An 18,105-nucleotide genomic window follows, 5' to 3' on the forward strand; every position below is an offset into this window, starting at 1 on the left:
GGCTTCGCCGTCCGGGAGTTCATGCGGCTTGAGGCTAACCAGCCCTGACCACTTCGCCATGGCGGGCCTCGGCAGGCGAGGAGAGCTCCACGATCAGCGGCGTGACGGTTTCGGGCAGCGGCACGGTCTGCGGGTCTTCGCCCGGCACGGCGCGGGTGCGCATGGCGGTGCGCATGCGGCCCGGATCGAGAAGGTTTACGCGAACAGAGCTCTCTGCGAGTTCTGCGGCCCAGCTTTTCACCAGCGCTTCGAGGCCCGCTTTGGACGCGCCATAGGCGGCCCAGTAGGCGCGGGTCTTGGCCGTTTCAGATGTCGTAACGAAAATAGCGCGGCCAGCGTCTGACTTGCGCAAGAGCGGCTCGAATGCCCGGATCAGTCGGGCAGGGGCGACGAGATTGACGGCCAGCACTTCGTTCCAGGTCTTGGACGGTATCTGATGGGCGGGCATCAGCTTGCCGAGCGCGCCGGCATTGGCCACCAGAATGTCGAGCTTGCCCCAGCGTTCGGCGACGGCTTCGGCCAGCTTCTCGATGCCGTCCGGCGCCATCAAATCCATCGGCACCAGCGTGACAGAGCCGCCAGCCGCGCTGATTTCATCATCGAGCGCTTCCAGCCCGCCACGCGTGCGGGCGGTCGCGATAACGTGTGCGCCAGCAGCGGCAAGGGCTTTCGCCGTGGCATGGCCGAGGCCGCGCGAGGCGCCGGTGACGAGTGCCACGCGCCCGGAGAGGGAGTTGTTTTCGGTCATGCGTCCACGAGCAGGGAAAGTTGCTGGTCCTTGGCGGAGCTGGCCCGGTCGCGGTCTGCGAGCCGGGTGGGATACTCGCCGGTGAAATAATGGTCTGCCAGTTGCGGCTGGTCGTCATTGCGCGGTGCGTCACACACCGCCCAGTAGAGGCCCTCGACCGACAGGAAGCCGAGGGAATCGCATTCCAGCAGCGTGCGCATGCGCTCAGGATCATGGCTGGCCGCCATGAGTTCTTCGCGCATCGGCATGTCGATGCCGTAAAAGTCCGGATGGGTGATGGGCGGGCAGGCCGAGCGGAAATGCACTTCCGTGGCTCCGGCCTCGCGTACCATGCGCACGATTTTCTTCGAGGTGGTGCCGCGCACGATGGAATCGTCGATCAGCAGGACACGCTTGCCCTTCAGTACAGCAGCATTGGCCGCATGCTTGCGCCTTACGCCCAGATCACGCTTGGCCTGTGTCGGCTGGATGAAGGTACGGCCCACAAAGTGCGCGCGGATAATCCCCAGATCGAACGGCTTGCCGATCTTCTCGGCATAACCCAGCGCCGCGGCGATGCCGCTATCGGGAACCGGCACGACCACATCAATGTCGGCGGGTGCTTCTTCGGCAAGCCTGCGTCCCATGCGCTTGCGCGCGTCATAGACCGAGCGCCCCGCAATCACCGAATCGGGCCGGGCAAAATAGATGTATTCAAAGGCACAGGGGCGCGGCGGACGCACCGGCGCATAGCGCACGCTCTCAATGCCATTATCGCTGATGATGACGGCCTCGCCCGGCTCGATCTCACGGATCAGGCGCGCACCGATCATGTCCAGCGCGCAGGTCTCGCTGGCGAGGATCACTGCGCCTTCCAGCTCGCCCATCACGAGCGGGCGGATGCCGAACGGGTCGCGTGCGCCAATCAGCTTGTCATTGGAAATGGCAACCAGCGCGAAGGCGCCTTCGACCTGTTTGAGCGCATGAAGCAGCCGGTCAGCCGATTTGGTCTTGCGCGAACGGGCCGCCAGCTGCAGCACGACTTCAGTGTCGGACGTGGACTGGAAGATGGCGCCAGCCTGTACCAGCTCCTCGCGCAGTATGCGCGCATTGGTCAGATTGCCGTTATGCGCGATGGCGAGCCCCCCGCCGCGCACATCGGCATAGAGCGGCTGCACATTGCGCAGCACCGGCGCGCCGGAGGTGGAATAGCGCACATGGCCGATGGCCATGGAGCCTGCCAGCTGGTCGAGCCTTACCGGATCGGTGAAATGGTCGGCCACCAGCCCCTGATGACGTTCTGAATGGAAGCGGCCATTATCATAGCTGGTGATCCCGCACGCTTCCTGACCGCGATGCTGCAGGGCCTGCAGGCCGAAGGCGGCCAGTACGGCGGCCTTGTCTGCGCCGCGCACCCCGAACACGCCGCATTCTTCGCGCGCTCGGTCGGTTACCGGATCATAGGTGAGGGTCGGCAAGGGAGCTGAAACGGACATCCGAACCTCGATAGAAGCGGCTATTCTGGGCTCACGGACCGCATAAGCCTGTCCATCGCGTCGCGGTCAAGGTCTTCATCAGTAGGCGGTGCATCTGGCACTTCACTTTCGCGTGGGCCTTCGGCCCAGGAGCCTTCCGGAGCAAGGCGTTGCAGCAGCGTCGCTGTGGCATTGGCCAGCGGGTATATGCGCGCGCCCTGCAGCCATTCGGGCTGTGCGCCCGGCAGGGTGTTTTTGAAGACCAGCACGAACAGGCCCAGAAGCACGAGGCCGCGCACCAGCCCGAAAACAAATCCCAGCGAACGGTCGATGACGTTCACGTCCTCGCCAGCCTTGGCGTTGGGCTGCAGGGAAGAGGTCACGAAGCTGACCGCCAGATAGACCAGGATGAACACGCCAGCCAGGGCGATGATGTTCGCAATCAGCGGCGAACCCAGCAGGCCTTCCAGCAATCCGGCAAAGACCGGCCGGCTCCAGAGCGCGGCCAGCGCGGCGGCGACAAAGGCGGCAATCGTCAGCGCCTCACGCACAAAACCGCGCATGAGCGCCAGTATGCCTGACACGAAAAGCACCAGAAGTGCGAATAGGTCAAAACCTGCAAGACCGGCTTCCATCGCAATCCCCCTATTGCGGTCCCGGATCGAGCCGGGAGACCAGTGTATGCACTGTATCGATTCCCGTCACCTCCAGACCGGCGCCTTCGACGCCAGCCGGTACAATCGCGCGCGAAAAGCCAAGCTTTGCCGCCTCTTTCAGGCGTGCCTCGGCCCGGCCTACCTTGCGTACCTCGCCTGATAGCGCGATCTCACCAAACACCACGCCTTCAGCGGGCAGGGCGACATCAAAGGCCGAGGAAATCAGTGCCGCAGCCACGGCGAGATCGGCGGCGGGTTCAGCGATTTTCAGCCCGCCTGCAACGTTCAGATAGACATCCTTGCCGCCAAACCCCAGCCCGCAGCGTGCCTCGAGCACGGCGAGCACCATGGCAAGGCGCCCCGAATCCCAGCCCACCACGGCCCGGCGCGGCGTGCCGAAGGCAGCTGGCGCGACAAGAGCCTGTATCTCGGTGAGGACGGGGCGCGTGCCTTCCATGCCGGCAAACACGGCGGCGCCCGGCGCTGCACTGCCACGGCCATCGAGGAATAGGGCAGAGGGGTTGGCGACCTCGCCAAGCCCGGCATCACTCATCTCGAATACGCCGATCTCGTCGGTCGGCCCGAAGCGGTTCTTCACCGCGCGCAAGATTCGGAACTGATGCGAGCGCTCACCCTCAAAGTAGAGCACCGCATCGACCATGTGCTCGACAACGCGCGGGCCGGCGATCTGGCCGTCCTTGGTCACGTGGCCGACAAGGATGACGATCGTGCCGCGCTTCTTGGCAAAGCGCACCAGCTCCTGCGCGCAGGCGCGAACCTGGGCGACCGTGCCCGGCGCAGCGGCGAGCTGGTCCGACCATAGCGTCTGGATGGAATCGAGAATGGCGATGGCGGGCGGCGCGCTTTTCAGCCCGTCCAGAATGCTTTCCAGCGACGTTTCGGCCGCCAGCTCAACGGGCGCGTCGGCAAGACCCAGACGGCGGGCGCGGCGGCGCACCTGGTCTGCGGCCTCCTCGCCAGAGATATAGACCGCGCGCTGCCCACTGCGCGCCAGCCGTGCCGCCGCTTGCAGGAGAAGGGTGGATTTGCCGATACCGGGATCACCGCCGACCAGCACTGCAGAGCCGGGCACCAGCCCGCCGCCTGCCACCCGGTCAAACTCCGCCATGCCGGTTTCAAACCGGGCGGGATCATCGGTGGCACTGCCAAGGTCCACCAGTTCGAGGCGCGCCCGGCGGGAGCCGGTGCGTTTGGGCGCGCTGGCCTGCGTGCCCAGAGGGGCCGACTGGGTCTCCTCCTGCAGCGTGTTCCATGAGCCGCAATCATCGCAGCGCCCGGCCCATTTGGCATGGACCGCCCCGCAGGACTGGCAGACATAGACGGTGTCGGAACGGGCCAAATCAGGTCTCCGGCTGGCGCCTGGGCGGTTTAGTCGTTGATCGAGCGGCCTTGCACGAAGGCGCACACGGCTGGATCAGCGCAGGCATCGATGCCGTCCAGCCCGCCGCGCCAGCGTATCTTGCCGTCCTCGATCATCGCCACCTCGTCGGCGATCATGCGCATGGAGGCCATGTCGTGGGTGATGGTGACGGCGGTTGCGCCCAGCGACTTCACCTGCCGCACGATCAGCCGGTTGATGACGTCTGCCGTGACCGGATCGAGGCCGGTCGTGGGCTCGTCAAAGAACAGGATGGCCGGCCGTGTGACGATGGCGCGTGCCAGGGATGCGCGTTTCAGCATGCCGCCGGACAGCTCGCGCGGGGCGCGGTTGGCGACATCGGGTTCAAGGTCCACCTGCTCCAGCGCCTCGATCGCGCGGGCGCGTGCCTCGGCGCGTTTCATCTTGTGGGCTTTCAGCAGTTTGAACGCGACATTCTCCCAGACGGTCAGGGAGTCGAACAGGGCGCCGGACTGGAAGAGCATGCCGATCTGGTCAAGACCGGGATCAGACGGGTCGCCGGGGCGGACCTTCTGGCCGTCAATCTCGACAAGGCCCTTGTCCGGCGCGATCAGGCCCAGAGCGGTCTTGATCGTCACTGACTTGCCGGTGCCCGACCCGCCGATAATGACGAGCGATCTGCCCTCGTAAGCTTCCAGCGACAGCCCATCGAGCACGGTCCGGTTGCCGAAGCGCTTGGTGACATTCTTCCACGCGATTTTGACGGTGCCGCTCATCATCCCCCCCTTACACAAACATCGAGGTGAGGATGAAATTGGCGGCGAATATCAGCATGGCGGCTGACACCACCGCATGGGTGGCCGCCCGGCCGACCCCTTGCGCCCCGCCTTGTGCGTGATAGCCGTGATAGCAGCCCATCAGTGTCAGCAGAAAGCCGAACACGGCCGCCTTGATGAGGCCGGAGATCACATCCCAGCGCTCAAGAATGTCGGCCGAATTACGTACATAGACGGTCGGATCAAATTCCAGCGTTGTAACGCCGACCAGAAACCCGCCGAATATGCCGATCACGTCCGCCACCAGCACCAGCAGGGGCAGCACGACGATCCCGGCCAGCACGCGCGGCACCACAAGGAAGCGCATCGGGTCGATGGTCAGGGTGTGCAGGGCATCAATCTGCTCGGTCGCGCGCATCGCGCCAATCTCCGCAGCAATGCCCGAAGAGACCCGTCCGGCCAGCATCAGCGCGGCAATGACCGGGCCCAGCTCGCGCACAATGCCAAGGGCCACAATGTTGGGCACAAAGCTTTCCGCGTTGAAGCGTTCACCGCCGACATAAATGTTCAGCGCCAGTGCCGCGCCCGTAAACAGCGCCGTCAGGCCCACCACAGGCAGGGACAGAAAGCCGATGCGCACCAGCTGCTGGGTGAACTGGCCGAAAAAGAACGGCCCGATAATGGCGCGCAGGCTGAGGCCGGCGAAAATCGCGATCGCGCCGATGGACCGCAGGAGCGACAGCACACCTCGGCCAAGGGCTCTGACGGGATTAAACAGTGTCATTGTCCGCGATACTCACGTTTCAGCCGGCTGCCGAGCCGGACCAGCAATTCATAGCCGATAGTGCCCGATGCTCCGGCCACGGGTCCAAGGTCTTCCCCGTAGAACTGCACGCGTCTGCTTGCGCGGGCAAGGGCCTCGTGCCCGGTAATGTCCAGCGCCGTGAGATCCATCGACACCATTCCGGCAACCGGAACAGGGTGGCCGCCAAGCCGGGCTGTGCCGGACTGCCAGGCCGCGCGGGGCAATCCGTCAGCATAGCCGAAACCGGCAATGGCGATCGTGCGCTCGCTCTGCGCAACATAGCGCGCGCCATAGCCGATGGTTTCGCCCGGCGGCACTGTACGTATCTGCAGTATCGGCGCATCAACGTGCAGCACGGGCCGGAAAGGCTCGGCCCTCTCGCTGGCCGGATTGACGCCGTATAGGCCGACGCCGGGACGCACCAGGTCGAAATGATAGTCTGGTCCCAGCAGCACGCCGCCCGTATTGGCAAGGCTGGCAGGAATGCCCGGGAAGGCTTTCAGGACGTCATGGAAGCGCGCCAGCTGGCGTACATTCATCGGATGATCTGGCAGGTCCGAGCACGCCAGATGGCTCATCACGAGATGCAGGCCCGCCTTTTGCGCTGCGGGCAGGGCGAGCGCCTCGTTCACGTTAAGCCCCAGCCGGTTCATGCCGGTATCGACATGCAGGGCAAACGCCCCGCCGCCCTCGTCGTGAAACGCCTGCAGGCTTTCCAGCGATCCGATTACCGGGGTCAGGCCATGGCGCGCATGAAGCTCGTGTGTGCCTGGCTGATAGCCGTTGAGAACGTAGATCGTGACAGATGGGCCAAGGGCCCGGTGCACCGCAGCGCCTTCTTCCGGTGTGGCGGTGAAGAAATCGCGGCAGCCCGCATCACGAAGGCAGCTGGCGATCCGGTCTGCATCCAGCCCGTAGGCATCCGCCTTCACCACCGCAGCGCAGCGCGCGCCCGCAGCCAGCTCTGCCAGCACGGAATAATTATGGCGCAGAGCCGCCAGATCGATGACGAGGCGCGCCGGTTCTCCGGCGCTAGTCGCGGCTGGAATAGCGTCCTGAGTCTTCAAGGTCGGAGAATTTGGTCCGCTCAGGGTCAAACGCCACCTTCACCGCGCCAATCGGGCCGTGGCGCTGCTTGCCAATGATCACTTCGGCGAGATTGCGGATCTCGCGCATTTCATCTTCCCAGCGGAGATGTTCTTCGCTGCCTTCTTTAGGCTCGGCACGCTCAAGATAATAGGCCTCACGGTAGACGAACATCACAACGTCGGCATCCTGCTCGATGGAGCCGGACTCGCGAAGGTCAGACAGCTGGGGCTTCTTGTCATCGCGCTGCTCGACCTGACGGGAGAGCTGGGAGAGCGCGATCACCGGAATATCAAGCTCCTTGGCGAGCGATTTGAGCGCCATGGTGATCTCGGAGATTTCCTGCACCCGGCTTTCACTGCGCCGCGACCCGCCTGTAATCAGCTGGAGATAGTCGATAACCAGAAGGTCGAGACCGACGGTACGTTTCAGCCTGCGCGCGCGCGCTGCCAGCGCGCCAATCGAGATGCCGCCTGTATCATCGATGTAAAGCGGAACCTCTGAGATTTCGCGCACACCGTCATTGATTTCGCCAAACTGGTTCTGGTCGATGCGGCCCTGCCGGATCAGATAGCCGGGAATGCCGGTATAATCGGCGATCAGACGCGTCGCGAGCTGCTCTGAGCTCATCTCCAGCGAGAAGAAGCCGACCACGCCGCCCTTCCCCTTTATGACCCGGCGCTTGCCGTCAGGGCCTTCCTCGAACTCGGCGGCGCGCGCCACCGCGAATGCGATATTCGTTGCCAGTGCCGTCTTGCCCATGGAAGGGCGGCCCGCAAGGATGATGAGGTCGGAGCGGTGAAGCCCGCCCAGCTTCTCGTCGAGCGTCTTCAGGCCTGACGCAATCCCTGACAGCTGGCCGCCACGCTTGTAGGCGGCAGCAGCCACTTCCAGCGATTGGGCCAGTGCAGCAGAGAAGGGCTGGAAGCTCTTCTGTGCGGTGCCTTTTTCGGCCAGGCTGAACAGCTCGCGCTCGGCGTTTTCGATCAGGCTGTTGGCATTGCCCTGCTCGCTTGTGTCACGGGCCTGCGAAGAGATGGTTTCGCCAATGGCGATAAGCTCGCGGCGCAGGGCCAGCTCGTAGACCAGGCGCGCGTATTCCGGTGCGCTGACACTGTCAGGCGCCTCACGCATCAGATCGACCAGATAGACCGGGCCGCCCAGCTGTTTCAGGCCGTCATCGTCTGCGAGGCGGTTTTTCAGCACGACGGCGTCGGCCAGCGCCCCGCTGCCGATCAGTTCACGCGCCTTGGCGTAAAGCCGGCCATGGAACGGATCGTAGAAATGCTCCGGCAGCAGCCAGTCGGAGACCCGGTTGAATATCTCGTTATCGTAGAGAAGCCCGCCAAGGAATGCCTGCTCCGCCTCGATATTGTGGGGCGGGCTGGTCCCGTCTCCGCCATCACTGGCGAAGCTCATGTCTGCGGTTTCTGCGGTCATGGTTCTGGTGATAGCGGATAGGGCCGGACTGTGCGAGCGGTGGTGTGGGCTTTTCCCCGGTCAAACGCCGTTTGTGGAAAACTGCATGCCGATTGAACCGATCACGCATTGCTGCGCACCTTTATCCTGAACGTGTGACAGGAAGCCCGATGCGCAAGCCCGCCGACTATGCTCTGGATGCCTTTCTGGCTGCCGCTGCGCGGGCCGGGGACAGGGATGCGATGCGCCATCTGGCAACGCGCTGGTATCCGCTGCTCACCGCCCATGCCTGGCGGCTGACAGGCGATCATGAACTGGCCGCCGACGCGGTGCAGGAGGCGTGGCTGGAGATACTGCGCGGGCTTGGCGGCTTGCGGGACGACTATGCCTTCTCGGCCTGGGCCTACCGGATTACCACGCGGCGCTGCGCCCGGCTGATCGCACGGCGCCAGTCAGACAGGCGGCTTGCGCGGGCCGTGGAGGTTGAGCCGCGTGAGGCAGGCGCAGAGGACACACACGATGAGGGTGATGGCGCGCGGGTAAAACGGGCCATGGCCGATTTGCCGCCCGACCAGCGCGCGGCAATGGCGCTGTTTCACCTGCAAGGATTGAGCGTGGCGGAGACCGCCATCGCTCTGGACGTGCCGGCGGGCACGGTGAAGACCCGCCTGATGCATGCGCGGCGCAAGCTGCGCGACAGTCTCGAAGGAGGCAGGAATGAGTGATGTGGACCGCCTGATCGAACAGGCTCTGGACGATGAAGACCGCGCCCTTCGTAAGGCGCTGGGCAAGGAGCCGGGTGTTCTTGGCGGCTTCTGGCCGCTTCTGACCGGGCCGCGCGCGTGGGCCAACTGGGTGATGCTGGTCAGCCAGGGCATCATGTTTTTTGTCGGCGTCTGGCTGGCCTGGCAGTTCTACCAGGCCGATGATGTGCTGGACGCGCTGCGCTACGGACTTCCGGCTGTGACGCTGTTTGTCATGGCGATTGTCATCAAGACCAGCATGACGCCGTATATCAGCGAGAACCGCCTGCTGACCGAAATCCGCAGGCTGGAACTGCGTATCGAGCGGATGCGTTCAGAGCGCGCCTAGGGTTATCCCGCGTGAGTAAGCTGGAGCGTCATGTAGTGATGCTCCAGCGTCACGCCGTGCAGGTTTACCGTTTCGGTGCGCACGAACTGCCAGCCGCGTTTTGCAAGGAAGCGCCGCGCAAGATGGCTGGCGTGAACGGACAGACCGGCATGGCCGTCCGAGGCCGCGCGCTCCAGTAGCGCGTCATGCAGCGCGCCAGCCGTACCCCGCCTGCGCTGGCCGGGCCGTACGAACAGCATGTCGAGATGGCCATTGGCCAGCAGGGCGGTAAAGCCCAGAGCGCCGCTATCGCCGACAGCAACGAGACAGGTCTGATCCTTCAGACGGTCATGCAGGGCGGTCGGGTCAGTGATCCGCGATGCCCATGCTGTCCTCTGCGCGGCCGAATAGAGCGGCGCACTGCCTTCCAGAACCGCGCTCTGGAAGATCGCCACCAGGTCGTTGGCGTCAGCGCGTGTGTAGTCTCGTATGAGCATGGGCCTCTTCCTTCTCCGCAAGAAAAAGGGCGGCCCCTTAAAAGGAGCCGCCCCAAATCTTGCAACAAGCAAGGCGTGATTTGCGAGGACTATTCCTCGTCGCGGTCGCCGCCACGCTCTTCAGCGCCTTCGGCAGAGGCTTCGGAAAGCTCGGCCGCTTGCGCATCGGCAAGGGCGCGGTCTTCTTCCGCCGCAGAGGCGATGACGTCTTCACCCTTGGCCTGACGCTCAGCCTCTTCAGGCGTACGCGCCACATTGATGGTGATGTCGACGGTCACTTCCGGGTGCAGGACAACGCGCACAGAGTGCACGCCCAGCGTCTTGATCGGGGTGTTGAGGTCGACCATCGCGCGGGTCACGGTCAGGCTGTCGCTGGACGCCGCTTCCGCGATGTCACGCGAAGCAACCGATCCATAGAGCTGGCCGGATTCGGACGCCTGGCGGATCAGCACGAAGCTGGCACCATCCAGGTGCTCACCTTCGGTGCGGGCCGCTGCGGCACGCTCGGCATTGCGCTTTTCAAGGATTTCGCGCTCACGCTCGAAGCGGGCCATGTTGGCCTCGGTTGCGCGCAGCGCCTTTTGCTGCGGCAGGAGGAAGTTGCGGGCAAAGCCGGGGCGGACACTGACGACATCGCCAATGGTGCCAAGCTTTTCCACGCGCTCAAGAAGAACAACTTTCATGGGTTTCTCTCCTAATCGAGCGCGTAGGGCAGAAGGCCCATATAGCGCGCGCGCTTGATGGCGCGGGCCAGCTCGCGTTGTTTCTTGGCGGAGACCGCCGTGATGCGCGAGGGGACAATCTTGCCGCGTTCGGACATGTAGCGCTGGAGCAGCTTCACGTCCTTGTAATCGATGACCGGCGCGCCTTCACCCGAGAACGGGCAGACTTTCCGGCGGCGGGCAAACGGACGGCGCACAGGCGCGCCGATTGTGGGGATATCGCTAGCCATGGATCGTATCTCCTACTGGCGGTCGCGGCGCTTGCGCTCTTCGCTCTTGCGAAGAACGGCGGACGGCTCTTCGGAGAGCTCTTCCAGGCGCACGGTCATGTAACGGATCACGTCATCGGAATAGCGCTGACGGGAATCGATGGCTTCGAGCACGTCTGCGCCCGCTTCCATGTCGATCAGGCCGTAATGACCTTTGCGGTTCTTGTGCATGCGGTAGGCCAGGGTGCGAAGACCCCAGTACTCGGTCTTGCCGACCTTGCCGCCTTTTTCCTCGATGAGGGCTTTGAGCTCCTCAAGGAGGCTTTCCACCTGCGCCGGAGACACGTCCGGGCGGGCAACGAACACGTGTTCGTAGTATGCCATGTTTAGTCCCTGTTTTCTGTGGCTGCGGCACGAGGTCTGCCAGGGAAGGCAAAAACCCGCGATGGCTCTGGATGGGCTCGCCCCGACACCATGTCAGGAACGGTGATGCCCACCAGACCGCAGCCGGTGAAGGCGAGGGGACATACGCTATCAGCGCATAAAGGGCAAGCGTGAGGGGCGGATCTCAATGGCTGGGGGCCGCGTCATGGCCCACTGCATCGCCGGGCGTAAGCAATCCGGCCCGGCTGTGTTTTGCAGGCGTTAGTTGAGAGACTCAGGCAGGGGAGGTGGGTAGCCAAAATCCAAATCTCGCACTTCGCATGAATTATCGTCCCATCGGTCACACCGGATGCGTGCAAGATAAAAGTAGCACGACCCCCGGTGCGGATCGTACTCATAGCTGACGGATTTCCAAGAAATTGTAATATTTACAGTGGTTTGCGTTTCTTCAATTCGAACGTTGTGATCAAAAATCGACGCGCAATCACTATCAGTCTGATCTATCAATCTGTTCCATGCGGCTATCGTGTAAAGCGCATGGCTAGCTGGCATCAACGTTTCCTGGGGGAAGTACTGTGCGCTCGATGCTAGGGAAGCCGTTGCGAATGAAACGGCTGTCAGTTTGGCCAACATAATATCCCCCATCAATTTCGCCCCGTCGCGGCAAGCCTCGCAAACAGAGCCTCGCCGTCGATGGTACGCCCAGCCGCCGCGTCAGCCGCGCCCTCGGCCAGCACCTCCCGTAATGCCTCCCGCTTCATCTGCTGAAGGAGACCATAGTCTTCCTCCGACACCATCACGGCAACCGCGCGGCCATGCTTCTCGATGCGCACCGGCTCGCGCCTTGCGGTGTCGAGCAGTTCCCCGAAACGGTTCTTGGCGTCGGCGGCGGTGAAGGTGCGCATGGGATGGCTCCGATTGGCTGATTGGGCTAATTTAGCTAATTTGGCTCGAAGTGGGAAGGGCGTTGATCGGCGGCAGGCCAGATCCCCCGTATCTTGCCCGCAGGGCAAACACGGGGAAAAGGCATAGATGTCGTTGGCCTGTGAGCGGCTGGCGATCGGGCTAGCGGCATTATAGGTAAAGGAAAGGGGGTCTGGTCGTTGGCGATCCCGCTGAAACCCTGCGTCAGCTCGGTCAGGCGGCTTGACGCATCGTAAGTGAACCCGGTCACCGCGCCATTACCGCGCGTGAGCGAGGTCTACTTAGACGTTCATCCCATCAGTTGTTTTCCGCCCTGAATGCCATGCGTATAGGGGCGCTTGTTCAGCACGCGCCCAAAATAAAAATCAGTTTAGTACCGCCACGGAAAGAAAAATCTGCCGAGAGTGTGTGGAAAAATCAATGCATATCCCGCGATCAACACAAACCAAACAAAAAATGGCCAAATCGGAGGGTTAAATAGTATAAATATAGCTATACCAAGTGGTCCATACGCGCCGACCACCGCCAACCAAATTCCGACGATCCACTTATCTCTTACCGACATGTCAGCACTATCGCATGGCTGCGTCCAACGGTTACCTGCGCAGGCACGGGAAATCGACGGATGACCCACGGCCCCTCCTGCGGAAAGACTAGGTGGTCCATCCCCATTATCCAACTCTAAATTAAGTGAGCCTGTTAGCCGGCTTTTCCAGGTTGAACTATCCGCCAAGGTCGCGGCGAGCGGGGATAATGGCTGGTTGAAGCAGGGCGGGGCATCCGGCTGGCTCAAATTACCAATTTCTGGTAATCTGCAAACCTCAGACAAGGAGCGCCCGATGAGCCGCAACACCTCCATCGCTCTCAACGACCAGCTGGCGAGCTATATTGATGAGCAGGTGGCGTCCGGGCGCTACGGCTCGGCGAGCGAGGTCGTGCGGGCTGGTTTGCGTCTTCTGCAAGAGCGTGAGGCGCGGCTGACAGCGCTGCGCCATGCTCTGGAACAGGGCGAGCAGAGCGGTCCTGCAGAAGCCATAACGCGTGAGCAGTTCGTGGCGGCGATGCGCGCCAAAGCCCCGGCGCATGGCTGAGTTCCGGCTGCGTCCGGCTGCACGCGCTGATCTTGAAGGCATATGGCGGGACACGGCGGAACGCTGGTCAGTGCAGCAGGCCGAAACCTACATCTCGCTTCTGTTTGACGCCTTTGCGGCCCTCGCCGATTTCCCGCTTTCCGGGCAGGATGCCAGCGATATCCGCGAAGGATACCGCCAGCGGTTATGCGGCTCGCACGCCATCTTCTACCGGCCTCAAACTTATGGCGTGGAGATCGTGCGCGTGCTGCACAGTCACATGTTGCCCGACGCGCATTTCTAGCTTGCCACCCCACGCCCCGGCTTGCCTTCCCTATCCCTGACAGTCTATCCGGGCAGGCAATGAACCATAAGGGAGGACGCCTTCATGGCGCTTGCGTTTATATTTCCCGGTCAGGGCAGCCAGGCGGTCGGCATGGGCCGCGAGCTGGCCGAGGCTTTCCCGGCGGCCCGCGCCGTCTATGAGGCGGTGGACGAGGCGCTGGGCGAGAAGCTCTCCGCGCTGATCTGGGACGGGCCGATCGAGACCCTCACCCTTACCCAGAACGCGCAGCCCGCTTTGATGGCCACATCGCTAGCCGTGATGGCGGCGCTGAAAGAGGGGTTCAGCATCGACGTAACGGCGGCGAAGTTCGTCGCGGGCCATTCGCTCGGCGAATATTCCGCGCTGGCCGCAGCCGGGGCCCTGTCCATTGACGATGCGGCGAAACTCCTGCGGCTGCGCGGTCAGTCCATGCAGAAGGCCGTGCCGGTGGGGCAAGGCGCGATGGCGGCCATTCTCGGCGCTGAGGAAGCTCAGGTGCAGAAGGCCGTCGAGGCGGGCTCTGCCGCAGGTGTGGTGCAGATTGCCAATGACAATGCGCCCGGCCAGATCGTGATCTCCGGCGCGAAGGAAGCCGTAGAGGCCGCCATCGAGGCGGCCAAGGCCGACGGTATCCGCAAGGCGATGCTGCTGCCCGTGTCCGCGCCCTTCCATTGCACGCTGATGCAGCCCGCTGCTGATGCTATGGCCGAGGCGCTTAAAGCCGCGACGATCAATACGCCCAAAGTGCCGGTAGTGACCAATGTTTCTGCCGGTCCGGTCAGCGATCCGGAGGCCATCCGCGCCCAGCTGGTCGAGCAGGTGACGGGCCGCGTGCGCTGGCGCGAAAGCGTGATCTGGATGGCAGGCGAGGGCGGCATCACCCGTTTTGCCGAGGCCGGCGCAGGCAAGGTGCTATCCGGCATGCTCAAGCGTACGGTGGACGGCGTTGAAGGCGTGGCCCTCAACGGTCCGGCCGATCTGGAAGCCTTTGCCGCCTCACTGAAAGGAAATGCGTAACATGTTCTCTCTTGAAGGAAAAAAGGCGCTGGTGACCGGCGCAACGGGCGGGCTCGGCAGTGAGATCGCCCGCGCGCTGCATGCGCAAGGCGCGTCGGTTGCGCTGTCGGGTACGCGCGCTGAAGTGCTGCAAAAGCTGGCCGACGAGCTGGGTGAGCGCGCGGCGGTCGTCCTGTGCAATCTCTCCGACGCCGAGGCGGTGGACAATCTGCCGAAAGCCGCCAGCGAGGCGCTCGGCGGGCTCGATATTCTCATCTCAAATGCCGGTGTGACACGCGACCAGCTCCTTATGCGCATGAAGGATGAGGACTGGGAGACGGTCATCAAGGTGAACCTTGAAGCCCATTTCCGCCTCTGCCGGGCGGCCATGCGCGGCATGATGAAGAACCGCTGGGGCCGCATTATCGGCATTACTTCTGTTGTGGGCGTCACCGGCAATCCGGGGCAGGCGAACTACGCGGCTTCCAAGGCGGGCATGATCGGCTTCTCCAAGGCACTGGCCCAAGAGATCGCCTCGCGCGGCGTCACCGTGAACTGCGTCGCGCCGGGCTTCATCGCCTCGCCGATGACCGACGCGCTCAATGATGAGCAGAAATCAGCCATCCTGACCAAAATCCCTGCCGGCGATCTTGGCACGGGCAAGGACATCGCCGCTGCCTGCGTTTATCTCGCTAGCGAAGAAGCAGGCTATGTGACAGGTCAGACATTGCACGTGAATGGCGGGATGGCCATGATCTGACCGCCAGCTGAGTCGCGGCGGAACGGGGGATCGTCTTCGCGCTGGCGTCAAGCCGCTGAGGTTGCTAGCCTTGCCGGAATTGGCGTGTTATCAGCCGCAACCTTGTGGGTGCCGGTGCAGGTGTTCCGGCCCCATTCCAGTCAGGGGGCACAAGGGGTCACATGACCCTGCCCGGAAATATTAGATAAAGGGTCCGTCATGTCTGACGTTTTTGATCGCGTTAAGAAGATCGTCATCGAGCATCTCGATGTCGAAGAGGATAAAGTCACCGAGAAAGCCTCTTTCATCGATGATCTTGGCGCGGACTCGCTGGACAATGTCGAGCTGGTCATGGCTTTCGAGGAAGAGTTCGACATCGAAATCCCCGATGACGCAGCCGAGCACATCCAGACCGTTGGTGATGCGGTGAAATTCATCTCCGAGAAAGTCGGCTAGGCCGGCACCGGACCATGTCCAAGCGTCGTGTTGTCGTCACCGGCCTAGGCATTGTCTCCCCGCTCGGATGCGGCGTGGAGCATGTCTGGGCGCAATTGCTCGCAGGGAAATCCGGGCTTGCCCGGGTTACCCATTTCGAGACGGAGGATCTTCCCTGCCAGATTGCAGGCGTGATCCCCCGCGTGGACGGCCGCAATGGGGGCGGGCCTGACATCGCCGGATCATTTGATCCCGATGCCGTAATGCCCGCCCGCGACGCCAAACGCATCGACGATTTCATTCTTTACGGTATCGCTGCTGCCGACGAGGCGATCGCCCATTCCGGCTGGCAGCCTGCTGATGATGCCGCGCGCGAGCGTGCCGGTGTTCTGATCGGTTCAGGCATTGGCGGTCTGCAGACCATGTATGACGCCTCGATCACGCTGCATGAGCGTGGGCCGCGCAAGCTCTCTCCCTTCGTCATTCCCGCCATGCTGATCAATCTGGCCTCCGGCCAGGTATCGATCCGCCATGGCCTCAAAGGGCCGAACCATTCCGTGGTTACGGCCTGCTCCACTGGTGCGCACGCCATTGGCGATGCGGCACGTCTGATCGCCTATGGTGATGCTGATGTGATGGTGGCTGGCGGCGCCGAGAGCGCGATCACCCGGCTTGGCTTTGGCGGTTTCTGTGCCGCCCGTGCCATGTCCACTGGATTTAACGACAGGCCTGAAGCGGCCTCGCGCCCTTACGACACTGACCGCGACGGCTTTGTCATGGGCGAGGGCGCTGGCGTTGTCGTGCTTGAAGAATACGAAGCGGCCAAGGCCCGCGGCGCGACGATCTACGCTGAAGTGGTGGGCTATGGCCTGTCGGGCGACGCCTACCACATCACTGCGCCTGCCGAAGATGGCGATGGTGGCTTCCGCTCCATGAGCGCTGCGCTGAAGAGCGCGGGCCTCAGCCCCTCCGACATCGACTATGTCAACGCCCATGGCACCTCGACGCCCAAGGGTGACGAGATCGAGCTCAAAGCCGTTGAGCGCCTGCTGGGCGGCCATGCTGGCAAGGTCGTGATGTCCTCGACCAAATCGGCAACCGGCCATCTTCTGGGTGCTGCGGGTGCTATCGAGGCGATCTTCTCCATCCTCGCCATCCGCGACGGGATCTGTCCGCCCACGCTGAACCTTGATAATCCGTCCGTGGAAAGCCCCATCAATCTGGCCCCCCACAAGGCGGTGAAGAAAGACATCAAGGTAGCGCTTTCCAACTCGTTCGGCTTTGGCGGCACGAACGCCTCGGTGGTCCTCAAGGCCGTCGACTAAAGCCCTCTTTTGCGGGTGAGGGGCCTTACGCCATGAGCACGGATAGCACGCCTCCCGGCAAACAGGTCAGCAAGGGGCTGGGTGCGTTGCGTCTTTTCATTATCGGCCTCTTCCTGCTTGGCGCGCTCGCGTTGATGGCGGGCGCTGCCATTGTCGGCGGCTATGCGTGGCTGGGGTATCAGTTCCGTGCAGAGGGCCCGCTTGAGGCCGACACCACGATCCTTCTTGAGCGTGGCTCCAGTGTGCGGGCCATCGCGGCGCGGCTGGAAGCAGACGGTCTCATCACGGACCAGCGCATTTTTCTGGCTCAGTTGAGGATTGATGATGAACTCGGCCGGGAGCGCGCACCGATGCGTGCAGGCGAGTTTGCCATTCCGGCCCGCGCCTCCATGGCGGAAATCTATGATGTACTCGCCTATGGGGAGGTGATCCAGCATCCTGTCCGGGTCCCTGAGGGCCTGACCACGGCGATGGTCGTCCGCATTGTCGAAGCATCTGACGTGCTGACCGGCGAGATCGAGCGTGTTCCGCCCGAAGGCTCGTTACTGCCTGACACCTATCTGGTTGACCGGGGCACCAGCCGTCAGGCCGTGCTGGATCGCATGGCGGCTGCGCAAACGCGCCTTCTCGACCAGCTCTGGGACAGCCGCGATCCGAACCTGCCCTTCTCGACCCGCGAAGAGGCCATCAATCTCGCCTCCATCGTGGAGAAGGAAACCGGCATTGCCCATGAGCGCCCCATGGTGGCGGCAGTGTTTGTAAACCGGCTGCGCCGCGGCATGCGCCTTCAGAGCGATCCGACCATCATTTACGGAATTACCGGCGGTGAACCACTGGGCCGCGGCATTCGCCGCTCCGAGCTGGATGACACCACCAACCCCTATCACACCTATCATATCGATGGACTGCCCCCCACGCCGATTGCCAATCCGGGGCGGGAGGCTATCGCGGCAGTGCTGAACCCGCCGGAGAGCGAGTACGTCTATTTCGTTGCCGATGGCACGGGCGGGCACGCCTTTGCCCGCACGCTCGCCGAGCATAATCGCAATGTCGCCCGCTGGCGCCAGATCGAACGCGAGCGCGCCCGCTCCGGGGGGCGGTAAC

The 18,105-nt window shown here is 63.1% G+C and carries 22 protein-coding genes; 9 read left to right on the forward strand and 13 right to left on the reverse strand.

All coding sequences use genetic code 11. The features are described from left to right. Positions 1-34: 34 nt before the first annotated feature. The 8 genes from ACTIGC_RS09310 to ACTIGC_RS09345 are packed head-to-tail and all read right to left on the reverse strand — an operon-like array spanning position 35 to position 8,325. Complete coding sequence (locus ACTIGC_RS09310; protein WP_439634132.1) at positions 35-748, reverse strand: SDR family NAD(P)-dependent oxidoreductase; 714 nt, start codon at positions 746-748, stop codon at positions 35-37. After that, complete coding sequence (gene purF, locus ACTIGC_RS09315; RefSeq protein WP_439634133.1) at positions 745-2,223, reverse strand: amidophosphoribosyltransferase; 1,479 nt, start codon at positions 2,221-2,223, stop codon at positions 745-747. Before purF ends, ACTIGC_RS09310 begins: the two co-directional genes overlap by 4 nt. A gap of 20 nt (positions 2,224-2,243) precedes the next feature. After that, positions 2,244-2,837, reverse strand: a complete 594-nt coding sequence (locus tag ACTIGC_RS09320; RefSeq protein WP_439634134.1) for a CvpA family protein — start codon at positions 2,835-2,837, stop codon at positions 2,244-2,246. Between the two features lie 10 nt (positions 2,838-2,847). After that, positions 2,848-4,218 carry a DNA repair protein RadA gene (gene radA / locus ACTIGC_RS09325; protein WP_439634135.1) on the reverse strand — a complete coding sequence of 457 codons (1,371 nt, stop codon included), beginning with the start codon at positions 4,216-4,218 and terminating at the stop codon, positions 2,848-2,850. A 29-nt stretch (positions 4,219-4,247) separates the two neighbouring features. Continuing rightward, on the reverse strand, positions 4,248-4,997 hold the full coding sequence (locus ACTIGC_RS09330) for an ABC transporter ATP-binding protein (protein WP_439634136.1): 750 nt from the start codon (positions 4,995-4,997) through the stop codon (positions 4,248-4,250). Positions 4,998-5,004: 7 nt separating this feature from the next. Next, entirely contained in the window at positions 5,005-5,778 is a 774-nt protein-coding gene (locus ACTIGC_RS09335) for an MlaE family ABC transporter permease (RefSeq protein WP_439634137.1), read from the reverse strand. Then, positions 5,775-6,866: an alanine racemase gene (gene alr, locus ACTIGC_RS09340; RefSeq protein WP_439634138.1), complete on the reverse strand. Its 1,092-nt coding sequence runs from the start codon at positions 6,864-6,866 to the stop codon at positions 5,775-5,777. The genes ACTIGC_RS09335 and alr overlap by 4 nt, the downstream gene beginning before the upstream one ends. After that, positions 6,832-8,325 carry a replicative DNA helicase gene (locus ACTIGC_RS09345; protein ID WP_439634139.1) on the reverse strand — a complete coding sequence of 498 codons (1,494 nt, stop codon included), beginning with the start codon at positions 8,323-8,325 and terminating at the stop codon, positions 6,832-6,834. Before ACTIGC_RS09345 ends, alr begins: the two co-directional genes overlap by 35 nt. A gap of 149 nt (positions 8,326-8,474) precedes the next feature. Between ACTIGC_RS09345 and ACTIGC_RS09350 the strand changes: the two genes are divergently transcribed. Further along, complete coding sequence (locus ACTIGC_RS09350; RefSeq protein WP_439634140.1) at positions 8,475-9,029, forward strand: RNA polymerase sigma factor; 555 nt, start codon at positions 8,475-8,477, stop codon at positions 9,027-9,029. Then, positions 9,022-9,396, forward strand: coding sequence for a DUF6768 family protein (locus ACTIGC_RS09355; RefSeq protein ID WP_439634141.1), 375 nt, complete (start codon positions 9,022-9,024; stop codon positions 9,394-9,396). Before ACTIGC_RS09350 ends, ACTIGC_RS09355 begins: the two co-directional genes overlap by 8 nt. A 2-nt stretch (positions 9,397-9,398) precedes the next feature. Here the strand turns inward: ACTIGC_RS09355 and ACTIGC_RS09360 are convergent, their stop codons facing one another. From ACTIGC_RS09360 to ACTIGC_RS09380, 5 genes are all read right to left on the reverse strand, one after another. Beyond that, positions 9,399-9,872, reverse strand: a complete 474-nt coding sequence (locus ACTIGC_RS09360) for a GNAT family N-acetyltransferase (protein WP_439634142.1) — start codon at positions 9,870-9,872, stop codon at positions 9,399-9,401. Positions 9,873-9,961: 89 nt separating this feature from the next. Further along, complete coding sequence (rplI, locus tag ACTIGC_RS09365; protein WP_439634143.1) at positions 9,962-10,555, reverse strand: 50S ribosomal protein L9; 594 nt, start codon at positions 10,553-10,555, stop codon at positions 9,962-9,964. A gap of 11 nt (positions 10,556-10,566) precedes the next feature. After that, complete coding sequence (gene rpsR / locus ACTIGC_RS09370; RefSeq protein ID WP_127565753.1) at positions 10,567-10,824, reverse strand: 30S ribosomal protein S18; 258 nt, start codon at positions 10,822-10,824, stop codon at positions 10,567-10,569. Positions 10,825-10,836: 12 nt separating this feature from the next. After that, entirely contained in the window at positions 10,837-11,187 is a 351-nt protein-coding gene (gene rpsF / locus ACTIGC_RS09375) for a 30S ribosomal protein S6 (protein WP_127565754.1), read from the reverse strand. A 644-nt stretch (positions 11,188-11,831) separates the two neighbouring features. After that, positions 11,832-12,092 (reverse strand): type II toxin-antitoxin system Phd/YefM family antitoxin, encoded by a 261-nt coding sequence (locus ACTIGC_RS09380; protein ID WP_439634144.1) that lies wholly within the window; start codon positions 12,090-12,092, stop codon positions 11,832-11,834. A gap of 858 nt (positions 12,093-12,950) precedes the next feature. Between ACTIGC_RS09380 and ACTIGC_RS09385 the strand changes: the two genes are divergently transcribed. The 7 genes from ACTIGC_RS09385 (at position 12,951) to mltG (ending at position 18,104) form a co-directional block, all read left to right on the forward strand. After that, complete coding sequence (locus tag ACTIGC_RS09385; protein ID WP_439634145.1) at positions 12,951-13,202, forward strand: type II toxin-antitoxin system ParD family antitoxin; 252 nt, start codon at positions 12,951-12,953, stop codon at positions 13,200-13,202. Continuing rightward, positions 13,195-13,485: a type II toxin-antitoxin system RelE/ParE family toxin gene (locus ACTIGC_RS09390; RefSeq protein WP_439634146.1), complete on the forward strand. Its 291-nt coding sequence runs from the start codon at positions 13,195-13,197 to the stop codon at positions 13,483-13,485. The genes ACTIGC_RS09385 and ACTIGC_RS09390 overlap by 8 nt, the downstream gene beginning before the upstream one ends. 84 nt (positions 13,486-13,569) lie before the next feature. Next, positions 13,570-14,523, forward strand: a complete 954-nt coding sequence (gene fabD, locus ACTIGC_RS09395; protein ID WP_439634147.1) for an ACP S-malonyltransferase — start codon at positions 13,570-13,572, stop codon at positions 14,521-14,523. A 1-nt stretch (position 14,524) separates the two neighbouring features. Continuing rightward, positions 14,525-15,262 carry a 3-oxoacyl-[acyl-carrier-protein] reductase gene (gene fabG, locus ACTIGC_RS09400; protein WP_439634148.1) on the forward strand — a complete coding sequence of 246 codons (738 nt, stop codon included), beginning with the start codon at positions 14,525-14,527 and terminating at the stop codon, positions 15,260-15,262. A 198-nt stretch (positions 15,263-15,460) separates the two neighbouring features. Continuing rightward, positions 15,461-15,697: an acyl carrier protein gene (locus ACTIGC_RS09405; RefSeq protein ID WP_036511926.1), complete on the forward strand. Its 237-nt coding sequence runs from the start codon at positions 15,461-15,463 to the stop codon at positions 15,695-15,697. 14 nt (positions 15,698-15,711) lie between these two features. After that, positions 15,712-17,001 carry a beta-ketoacyl-ACP synthase II gene (gene fabF / locus ACTIGC_RS09410; RefSeq protein WP_439634149.1) on the forward strand — a complete coding sequence of 430 codons (1,290 nt, stop codon included), beginning with the start codon at positions 15,712-15,714 and terminating at the stop codon, positions 16,999-17,001. A 32-nt stretch (positions 17,002-17,033) separates the two neighbouring features. Beyond that, complete coding sequence (mltG, locus tag ACTIGC_RS09415) at positions 17,034-18,104, forward strand: endolytic transglycosylase MltG (RefSeq protein ID WP_439634150.1); 1,071 nt, start codon at positions 17,034-17,036, stop codon at positions 18,102-18,104. The last annotated feature ends 1 nt before the right edge of the window (position 18,105 follow it).

Origin of the sequence: Glycocaulis sp. (genome assembly GCF_051859565.1) — a bacterium.
In the GTDB taxonomy this organism is placed as follows: domain Bacteria; phylum Pseudomonadota; class Alphaproteobacteria; order Caulobacterales; family Maricaulaceae; genus Glycocaulis.

Coding starts and splice junctions, on each gene's coding strand:
- ACTIGC_RS09310 (WP_439634132.1), bottom strand. CDS start 748: ATGACCGAAAACAACTCCCTCTCCGGGCGCGTGGCACTCGTCACCGGC.
- purF (WP_439634133.1), bottom strand. CDS start 2,223: ATGTCCGTTTCAGCTCCCTTGCCGACCCTCACCTATGATCCGGTAACC.
- ACTIGC_RS09320 (WP_439634134.1), bottom strand. CDS start 2,837: ATGGAAGCCGGTCTTGCAGGTTTTGACCTATTCGCACTTCTGGTGCTT.
- ACTIGC_RS09330 (WP_439634136.1), bottom strand. CDS start 4,997: ATGATGAGCGGCACCGTCAAAATCGCGTGGAAGAATGTCACCAAGCGC.
- ACTIGC_RS09335 (WP_439634137.1), bottom strand. CDS start 5,778: ATGACACTGTTTAATCCCGTCAGAGCCCTTGGCCGAGGTGTGCTGTCG.
- ACTIGC_RS09345 (WP_439634139.1), bottom strand. CDS start 8,325: ATGACCGCAGAAACCGCAGACATGAGCTTCGCCAGTGATGGCGGAGAC.
- ACTIGC_RS09350 (WP_439634140.1), top strand. CDS start 8,475: ATGCGCAAGCCCGCCGACTATGCTCTGGATGCCTTTCTGGCTGCCGCT.
- ACTIGC_RS09355 (WP_439634141.1), top strand. CDS start 9,022: ATGAGTGATGTGGACCGCCTGATCGAACAGGCTCTGGACGATGAAGAC.
- ACTIGC_RS09360 (WP_439634142.1), bottom strand. CDS start 9,872: ATGCTCATACGAGACTACACACGCGCTGACGCCAACGACCTGGTGGCG.
- rplI (WP_439634143.1), bottom strand. CDS start 10,555: ATGAAAGTTGTTCTTCTTGAGCGCGTGGAAAAGCTTGGCACCATTGGC.
- rpsR (WP_127565753.1), bottom strand. CDS start 10,824: ATGGCTAGCGATATCCCCACAATCGGCGCGCCTGTGCGCCGTCCGTTT.
- rpsF (WP_127565754.1), bottom strand. CDS start 11,187: ATGGCATACTACGAACACGTGTTCGTTGCCCGCCCGGACGTGTCTCCG.
- ACTIGC_RS09380 (WP_439634144.1), bottom strand. CDS start 12,092: ATGCGCACCTTCACCGCCGCCGACGCCAAGAACCGTTTCGGGGAACTG.
- ACTIGC_RS09385 (WP_439634145.1), top strand. CDS start 12,951: ATGAGCCGCAACACCTCCATCGCTCTCAACGACCAGCTGGCGAGCTAT.
- ACTIGC_RS09390 (WP_439634146.1), top strand. CDS start 13,195: ATGGCTGAGTTCCGGCTGCGTCCGGCTGCACGCGCTGATCTTGAAGGC.
- fabD (WP_439634147.1), top strand. CDS start 13,570: ATGGCGCTTGCGTTTATATTTCCCGGTCAGGGCAGCCAGGCGGTCGGC.
- fabG (WP_439634148.1), top strand. CDS start 14,525: ATGTTCTCTCTTGAAGGAAAAAAGGCGCTGGTGACCGGCGCAACGGGC.
- ACTIGC_RS09405 (WP_036511926.1), top strand. CDS start 15,461: ATGTCTGACGTTTTTGATCGCGTTAAGAAGATCGTCATCGAGCATCTC.
- fabF (WP_439634149.1), top strand. CDS start 15,712: ATGTCCAAGCGTCGTGTTGTCGTCACCGGCCTAGGCATTGTCTCCCCG.
- mltG (WP_439634150.1), top strand. CDS start 17,034: ATGAGCACGGATAGCACGCCTCCCGGCAAACAGGTCAGCAAGGGGCTG.